Here is an 8,859-nt window from a genome sequence, read left to right on the forward strand (position 1 = left end):
GGCGGCAGCGTCCAGACCTTCGGCGGTCCCGACGGCAACGAGGAGGTCTCCGGCGTGCAGGGTGAAATCGGGTGCTGGCGATGGCTCGACCCTGCCCTCGCGCAGGGCAGCCACCACTGAGGCGCCGGTGCGGGTTCGCATCCTGGTTTCGCCGAGCCGGTAGCCGTCGAACGGCGACCCGCTGATAATCAGGAACTGGCGGGTGTTCACACCGGGAAGATCCCGGTGCTCTTCGGTCAGCTGGGCCACCAGTTGGTGGGCGCCGAGCAGGTTACCCAGGGTTGCGGCTTCGTCGGCCGTCAGTGGAATGGATACCAGGCAGGCGTCCGGGTCGTCCTGCCTGGAGATGATCAGGGCGGTTTCACCATCACGCTGGGTGACAGTTCCGATGCGGCGCCCCGAGGACGTCACAATGTCTTTGCGCATGCCAATGCCGGGCAGCGGCGTCTTATCGACCTTCATAGCGCTAATTCTAGACCTGTGGGGCCCCGGCGTTTACCTCTTCCTAAAGGCGAAACGGTGGCCGTAACCGGAGCTGGATGCTTTGCTCCGCACTCCGGCCATCGGGGCCGGTCAGCCGGACGGTGATCCGATCCGGTGCCGCCGGGCTGTACACCCAGTACTCCCCCGCCCGTGAGGGATACCGCCCCACCTGGGTCCGGGTGGAGGCCGCCTCGGGGGTCGCCACCGGAACCTCCTCAAGATTGCCGTCAATGACCACCGGCCTGGGTGGCCGCCCCGGGAATGGCCGCCCCGGGAAAGGCCCACTGGCACGGGGCCGCAGGGTCACCCGCAACCGGAACGAGCCAGCAGGAGTGGCCGCAGGAGGCGTACTGCTCTGCCACTCAGCGAGCACCCCGGTCAGGGGCTGCCGACGAGCGAGGGCGAGTCCGTTGATTTCCGGCGCCGGCAGCAGCGATCCGGGTGGGACTGTCACGGTTTCGGTGCTGGTCCGGCCCAGCGGATCGGTGATGGTCACCCTCACCTCGATGATGTCCCCGGGGTCGGCCCGGCGGAGGAGTGCCCGATAACCGGTCGGCGCTCCGGCGAGGGCTTCGATTCGCCAGAATCCCGATCCGGTGGTGGGTTCCACCTCGGTCACCAACCCGAGTTGTTCGGAGGAGTCGATTAACGCGGCCCCGAGGGGGACGGTTGCGGCGACGGTGATCCGGTGGGTGCCCAGCGGGCTGCGCACGGCCGGGGCCCGGCTGGTCCAGCTGACCAGCACCTCCCCGGGACCGCCCGCACCGGGTGCGACGGTCAGCGCAGAGAGGTCGGGGGGCCCTGCTGGGGGTACCACTACCCAGGCGGCTGAACTCGCATCCGAGCGGTCGCCGAGGATGCCGCGGGATGGGTCGTCGCTGCTCCAGACGGTGGCCCGGTACCAGAGCCGTTTCCAGGAACCGTCAGGGACGTCGAACCCGTCCAGGGTCCGGATCCCGACGGGCGCCGGGCCCGCACCGATGGTCCACCCGGGTGTGCTTGCGGACACGGCTGCCACGGGCGGTCCCATGGTGCCCAGTGATGCGACAGCCTCGTCCACCCGGACCCGGTGCAGTTCCACCCGGGTCACCGCTGCGCCGTCGCGCGCACCGACCAGCACCCGGGCCTTATAAACACCCGCATCCTCCACCGCATGGAGCTCAAGGGTCGGTGGGGCAGGCTGGGACCGGCGCGGAACCGCGTAGGCAAACCATTGGTCGGCCGCGTCAGGCCCGGACGGCCAGGGCGCCTCGACCTGGCCGGCGCTGACTCCGATGATCACAAAGGCGTGAATGTCGGTGGTACCGCGGGGCAGCGTCACATCGGCGGATGTCCCGGAGACCAGGGTGGCGTTGCGGCGGGTGAAGGCGCGTCTGGAGGGATCGTTGTTGAAGACGTCCTTCATCGCCTCGAGCCGTTGGGACAGCGGGGCCTCCAGATCAGCCGGTGGCAACCCGGCGTTCTGCAGTAACTTGGTCTCGGTGGATTCGTAGATGGCGTAGCCGGCCACCGACCCGGCGGACGACCAGGACAGGCGTGCATGAGATTCCCCGTTCGCGTCGGGGAGGCTACCCAGGGCCACCGTTGGCAGGGTGTTCATGACAACTGCTGGTGGGCGTGGATCCGAGGTCGTCACGACGCTGGGATCCGCCGGCCAGGCGCCCCACCGTTGGGGCAGGACCCGTTCCCTCCCGATAGCCCACAGCGCCAACCCGATATGGCCCGATGCATCAAAGTCCAGGCTGAAACCGGGAATCCGCAGACGGTATCGCCGTTCCCGCTCTCCCTGCCCCGCGGGGCCCATCTCCACCACCGCGTCGCCCGCAAGATTCAGGCCCGTCAGGGTCATCCCCCCGCCGGAGCCTTCATCGCCAACGAAGACGACGTCGGCAAACGCCCCTCCCCCACCGAGGCTGCGCTGCAGCCCACCGGGCACCGAGGTATCGGGGGGTTGCGACCCGTGAAGCGGTGCGGCGAAGAGTCTGCCAGCAAACCGGATCGCCAGCGGGCCCCTGGCGGACCAGTCCCACAGGAACTCGACCTCCAGTTGCGCGGCAACGAGGCTCCCCGCCGTCGGGCTGCCCACCGCGGTCAGGGCGGCACTGACAATCCTGACGCCGTCGACGGCCGGTTGATCAACGGTGACTCCGGCGGAGCGCCATTTGCTCCACAGCCCGTAGAGGTCCTGATGTGCGACAGAGTAGCTCGGAGAGATACTTCCCGGATCGGTCGGGATGGGAATTTCGCGGTCGACCGCCGAAATCCTGTGCGGGGCCGGGTCCCCCTCCACCGGGGCGTCATTGATGATGCCGGGCAGCCAGCCGCCGCCCACCCGAGGGGGCAGCAAGGACGACGCCGCGAGGTCCCCCGGGCGGGACACCCGGGCGAAAGCGAAGCTGCGTGGACGAGCCAACGGGGTTGCCAGCGGCCGCTCCCACCCGGTGCGGAGGGACGTCCGCCACGGCGCGTCCCTGTCCATCGGGCGCAGATAGCCCATGGTCCGCACCGAAACCCCGGCCGGCGCCAGCGGTGCAATCCCGGGCTGCGGCGACGGGACCACCGCCGCGTAGGTGCGTTCTGCCGATTGCCCGTCAAGACCTTTCTCGTAGGTGGCTGTGACCAGGTAGTCGTAGCCGCTGCGCTCGCCGTGATCGTCCTTGGGCAGCTCATCGGGCCCGTACGCTGTGCCCATGCCGAGGGTGAGCGCGGCATAGGGATCCGCTCCGGCCGCCAGCAGCGTCATGCCCCACGGTGAGACCAGCGAGGTGGTGGGACTGCCGGGCGCCGAGCCGCCACTGGAGTTGGCCGGTGGCGGCATGGTGATGGCAATGGTCCGCCCAGCGTGCTCCTGCGGCGGGTGGGAGTTCGAGATGACCGCCAGGTGGTGCACCAGCGAGGCGTTGGCGTCATCGATGACCGCCGTAAAATCTGGTTCCTGCCAGCCGGGCGCGGTGATTCCTGCCGTGAGGTGCGGGTCCCAGCCCGACGACGGCGCGCCGCGTTCCAGCCGCTGTCCGGCAGCCGTGACGGGGTCGGTGAGTGCCGGTGCAGGGCCAGAGGCGTCCACCAGCATGCCCTGCGGGTGGCTGCCGTAGGCGGTCCCCGCCCACCGTGCACTGTCAACGGGCAGACCCACATGCTCCAGTTCCTCCCACCCCATTCCCTCGTCATACTGGGCCAGGTCGGTGCCCAGAATCGACTCGATCACAATGCCGGGGTCCACCAGGAGGCCGTCCATCGCCCCGGCACCAATCTGGACGGCTCCGGCCCCCGGCTCGAAACGCCTGACAGCCACGGCGCCTGAGGTGGTGGGCCAGCCGGCAAAAGCGTAGATGTAGCCGGCAGCGCCGCTGAGGAACAGCTGGGCGGTCACCAGCCGGGTCCCGGGCCAGGTCACCAGGGTACGCCCGCCCAACGAGGGGATGACGACCGCACGGAAGGTGAAGTCGGTGCGTTCAGCGCGCATGGCCGGCCGGCGCCAGACGCTGAACGGCCGGCTGGGTATGCCGATCTCCTGGTTGGTCAGCCACCGTAGCTGCACGTTCGCCGGTCTGACCTTGAGGGTGCGTGAATACTCTTTCGATCCGCCAAGGGTGCGGGCGTGAACCGCCCAATTGATGGCGACGCCCTCGGCCTGGAACCGGCGGGAATTGAATACGTAGCTCATGATCAGTCAGTCTCTTCCCACGGCGCGGAGGTGAGTTGGAGGTCGGCGACGGTAAACGCACTATCTGCGGCCGCCGGGCCGTCGAGATACGTCTCGGGTTGCGCGAGACGGGCCAGGACCAGGGTCAGGCGCTTGCCGCGGGACCCTGGTTTGAGGGAGACCAGGGCACGCTGGCCGCCCGGCCCCATCACCATCCGGTCCACGACTGCGCCAGCGCTGGGCCTCTCAGCGAGCTCCAGCCACGTGCGCTGCACCATCTTGTAGCGGCGGTTGCCGGCTACCGCCGAATCCACCTCTTCGACTGCTACCCCACGACTACGCCACATTGGCTCTGACGCATCGATGAGGACAGCTGCCGGTTGGGGGACCGAGCCCGGCGCCGCAGTTTCCCAGAACACCACAATCTGACCGGATTTAGGCACGCCCATCGGCTCCAGCCCCGCCGCAGTGAGCGCCTGGTCAAGTTCGGCGCCTTCCGGAGGGCGCGCCGCGAAGGCTGCGGCAACGGTCTGCAGCGCCGCCGGCGCAGCGTACCGGTGCACAATCTTGGCGTCGGCGAACGACCCACTGAACTCTTCGACCGAGGCGTAGGCGCCGGTGCTGAAGGAGCGGCGCCAGATCACCTCACCCTGCGCGCCGTCGGGCGCCGTCAAATCGGCGGTTTCCACATCCATGATGTAGTCGGTGTAGCTCTCAAGTTCCACTCCCACGGTTTCCACCGAGTGCCTGACGCGTTCCTCATCCACGGGGATGCAACTGCCGGTCAGTACCCCAGCCAGCGCCTGCTCCCAGGGTGATAGGACCGCCGCCGCGACGAGCTCCGGGTTGTTGCCTCCGGCTGCGGTCCAGGGCCGCAACACCAACGGGTGGACGAAGCCGGGTTTCGCCTGGATGGGGCGGAAGGCTGAGGACCGCAACCGCACCTGAAGCCGTTTGCCGTAGGCCGCGAACATCCTGACCACGTTGGTGGTGCCGAAAATGATCTTGATGGGTTCCCCGGTGGGAAAGTGCTGCTCACCCTCCTGCGGGGTGCTGCCGAGGATCCAGGGGTCGAGTCGCCGGGGTGGCAGATTGTCGGTTCTGAAGAAGAACTGCTGCGGGGAACTGGCGACGTCGACGGCCGTTCCATCGGTCCCGTCGGGAAGGACGGGTCGAGCCTGCACGGAGTACCCGACTGTTGCGCGGTAGACGGTGTCGGGGTGGAGCAGCGCGTGGTCGTCCGTGTCGCCGCCGAGGACATTGGCGACCGCGGCCTGGCGGGAGTCGCGTTCGGTCTGGTCCCAGTCGAAGCGCAGGAACTCGGCGGTCCGGGTCAGTTCGGTGCCGGCCAGATAGTAGCCGCGGGCGTCGAGGCGCTCGTTGATTGAATCCTCGGGTGGCATCCCAATCTGAAGGTGGTCAGCCTTCTCGCCGCCCTTGACCTCAACGACGACCGGGAAGTACCCCAGCCGGGTCATGGCCGTGGCTTGCTGGCTGAGCAGGAACGTTTCCGCGCCCCAGGGTCCGGCAGCGTCGGTCCAGCGGGCGGGGAGAGTGGTGACGGCGGGGGTGACAACGTCCCTGGAGAGTTCATTTTCCTCGGCGTCAAAGGCACAGACCACGAGTCCGCCCTCCAGCAACTCTCTGCGCACCAGCAGATACAACACCACCCCGGTGAAGGGGCCGGTGCGCAGCACCACCGCATTATCGAGTGGTCCCGGCTGGAATCCCGTGGCTTTCCAGCCCTCGTGGATGTCTTGTTTCCGCTCTTCGTCACCGTGGTGCATGGGGTCACGGGCGTCGTAGACGGGTGCAGCGAGCGCCCGGCTGGAACATTTGGCGCGGCCCTGCTTGATCGGAACGCCATCCAGCAGTTGCGCCCGGTGGACGGTGAGGTCGGGGTCCGGGTTGGTAACCACATCGCCCCAGTCGACGCGAGGCAACACCGTTTCCTCTGGCTCCTTGCCTCCGAGGGCCGCGAGGACCGGGTTGTTGGCCTCGACTGATCCGTCCAGTTCGGGACGACGGGTGTCCGCCCGGTTGGCTTCCCTGACCTCCGGGCAGGTCACTGCGAGCCCCTCAACCTGGGCGGGGACGACGGCGAGGAGACTGTCGACCGAGAAGTCGCCCGAGCGCCAGCGCTCGGTCACGGTCAGGTGGGTGTCCGGCGGTATCGACCGGTGGCTTCCCGGCGGGTCCGGCCAGGGCAGCCCGGTAAGGTGCCAGCCGGCCTCGGATGGCCCCAGGGGTTCGCCGAGGAAGGTGAACAGGACCGACGTCGGCGGGGCAATGGGATCACAGATGGTTCCCCAGCTGTCGGTGACCGTCTCCTCGAGGGAGTACCCGGTTTCGACTGCCTTGGGGGTTCCCTCCGGGAGCCAGCTCAGGAGCGCCAGTTGGGCCGACAGGGCCGTGTCGCCACTTTTCTGCTCCCACCAGGTAGCCGGTGTCGATCCGTCGGTGAATCCCCCCGGCAGCACACCGCCGTCGGGGCCCACCGGGTCGAGCTCCACTGAGGTCAGGGTGAATTTATAGGACGCGGATCCTTTCTTGACCCATCCCCCGGGAGCGACTCCGGTGCTGCCGGCCAGCACCTCACCCTTGAACCGAACTGCCGGATCGGCGACCGGGGGCAGGTTCATCATGAGTACCGGAATGGCGTCCAGGGGAACACCATTCTCGGGGTCCACCGCGGCCAGGGACTCGGCGGCGTCGGCCAGGCCGCTGTCGATCGGTTTGTCGACGCCTGAGCCCTGGACTAGCGCCGGTGACCTGCCCACCAACTTGAGGATTTCGACCAGCGGCGGCGGGGGCGGGGTCTGGATCGCCGTCTCGCCAAGTTCAAAAGTGACGCAGCCCTGCACGGAGAAGAACAGGAACTTCACCCGTCCGCAGATCTCGCCGCTGATGCGTGACACCTTGGCCGGGTTGCCGCCGATCATCTTCTCCCCCACGAAGACGTCCAGCTTGGCCCAGGCGCTCACCTCAATGATGAAGAGGTGAAGGCTGCCCCGGACATACAGGATCCCGGCGAGGCAGAACGGGTCGAACCCCACCACCGCATCAAAGCCGGCAGCGAGTTCGGCGTAGAGGCCGCTACTGCGGTCCCCCCATTCAAACGAGACGTGGAGGCCGGTACCGATGGAGAATCCGTAGACTTCGGGCAGGTTGTCCAGGGCAAGCCCGTTGCCGGAGAGCATCAGGTAGCCCGTGCCGTCGAACACCTCAAGGATGTTGGCGTGGATGGGGCTGCGCTGCCGGCCGAGGTACAGGTGCCAGTCCGCCACATCGGTGAAGTTGAAGAAAGCTTCGACCGGGATATGGAGTTCCAGCAGCGGTGAGATGTCGAAGTCAATGGAAATGCCGATGGTGAGAGTCCCGCGCCCCATGTCGAGGTCGATGACGGCCAGGAAGGTGCCTTCGGCGTTGCCGCCCAGGTTCGGCATCACGGCCAGCAGCTTCGCCTTCATGATCAGCAGTAGCCGCGGGCCGGGCAGCTCCAGCATGATCAGGCCCTTGAGGTTGAAGATGACGCTGCTGCCCATGGTGCCGAGGATTGCGCCAACACCAAAGGCCCAGGTGTTGACCTCGGGCTTCCAGAACTCCAGGTTCAAGGGGTTTCCGCCGGTGGCCCGGAGCCAGGCCAGTGCGGGTGCCATGTTGGAGGTGTCGATGTCGGTCAGGTCGCGTGCGTAGTTCATGGCGAACAATCCCATGAAACCGTAGATCCCCAGGCCGCTCTGCCCCAGCGGGATGGCGACCGGGAACTCGACCTCAAGTGCGACGATCACGCCGGTGGCGGGTCCGCCGTCCTCCTCGCTGATGTTCGCCACGCCCACCCCTGCGGCGATCCGCACCGACACGGGAACGATGGTCAGGTCCAGCTGCCCCTTTATCTCGCTGTCGTTCATTTCCAGGTAGCCTTTGCCAGCGATGGCACCCGGAATGTCGATGGAGGCGCCGAAAGCGGTGATCGCGAAACTGAACGGTTCGAAGGCAACCCGCAGCCGGGCCCGGTCGATGCTGACGACGCCAAGGTCGACGGCGAAACCCAGGTCAATCTCGAAGATGAGGGGGTTGTTGCGTGCCACCCGTGCGCCGAGTACCTGCAGGAGCTCGCCGAGCGGTTCGGCAATATTCAGCCCGCCGGGACCTGCCACCTCGATGGAATAGCCCTTCGCTGCGTCAAACACCGGCCGGAACTGGAACGGCTGACCGGCAGCGCCGTCCCCGAGCCTGATGCCCACCGCCTTGTAGCGAACCGAGAGCGGGGCCTCACGGGTGATCTCGACGAGACCAGCGATGTCCATCGAGATGGCCGCCTCGACGTCGAAGAGCACCACCAGTTCATTGGCGCCGGGGACAGCGTTGAGCAGGATCTCTCCGCCGTGCCACACCACCCTTTCGGTCTTAACAATCTCCGAGGAAGCAATGCCCGCCGGGATGGCGAGCATCGCGGCGGTGACCCCCATCTGGACGATGGCGCCCTCGTTGGCGACCGCCCCTGCCGTCTCGGAGAGCAGCGGCATCAGGACCACTGTGGCGCCGAAGAAGTCCAGCCCGAACTCCGGTGCCTGCAGCGCCTCTCCCGGCCGGATCCCCCACAGGTAGAGTCCGTCGGTGTCCTGGGGGTGGGCCCCATACTGAGCGGTCATCCTCACGGAGCCAACAGCCTCGTCGATTTCGATCAGGAACCGGATTCTGATGATGCCGTCGGCGGGGTTTCGGCC

At 67.4% G+C, this 8,859-nt stretch carries 2 protein-coding genes; both read right to left on the reverse strand.

Translation table 11 applies throughout. The annotated features are described in order from the left end of the window. Positions 1-462: cation:proton antiporter regulatory subunit (locus K728_RS21410; RefSeq protein WP_193353934.1), on the reverse strand; the 462-nt coding region annotated here is incomplete at its 3' end. Between the two features lie 43 nt (positions 463-505). Next, positions 506-4,150 (reverse strand): hypothetical protein, encoded by a 3,645-nt coding sequence (locus tag K728_RS0112530; RefSeq protein ID WP_024476931.1) that lies wholly within the window; start codon positions 4,148-4,150, stop codon positions 506-508. Between the last annotated feature and the right edge of the window lie 4,709 nt (positions 4,151-8,859).

It is taken from the genome of Arthrobacter sp. CAL618, from assembly GCF_000468215.1.
Lineage (GTDB): Bacteria > Actinomycetota > Actinomycetes > Actinomycetales > Micrococcaceae > Arthrobacter_D.

Coding starts and splice junctions, on each gene's coding strand:
- K728_RS0112530 (WP_024476931.1), bottom strand. CDS start 4,150: ATGAGCTACGTATTCAATTCCCGCCGGTTCCAGGCCGAGGGCGTCGCC.